This is a genomic window from Lactobacillus delbrueckii subsp. bulgaricus (assembly GCF_046938665.1).
Lineage (GTDB): Bacteria > Bacillota > Bacilli > Lactobacillales > Lactobacillaceae > Lactobacillus > Lactobacillus delbrueckii_C.
The window spans coordinates 1-260 of sequence record NZ_JBKZCD010000100.1; the positions used below are offsets into that span (position 1 = coordinate 1).

Below are 260 nucleotides of genomic sequence, written 5' to 3' on the forward strand. Positions count from 1 at the left end.
GAAGACTTGACGGTAACGACCCACATCTGCCGGGGCAACTTCAAGTCCACCTTCCTCTTCTCCGGTGGCTATGAAGCAGTTGCTCCTTACCTGGCCCAGCTGAACTACGACGGCTTTTTCCTGGAATACGACTCAGACAGATCCGGCGACCTGGCACCAATCAAGCAGATCTGGAACGGCCGGGAAAATGTCAAGCTTGTTCTAGGTCTGGTAACTTCCAAGTTTGGCCAATTGGAAGACAAGGACGCGGTCATCGCCCG

General features: G+C 54.2%; 1 pseudogene. It reads left to right on the plus strand.

The features are described from left to right. A pseudogene (locus tag ACLUXO_RS10400) lies at positions 1 to 260 on the plus strand (5-methyltetrahydrofolate--homocysteine methyltransferase); the annotation flags it as partial.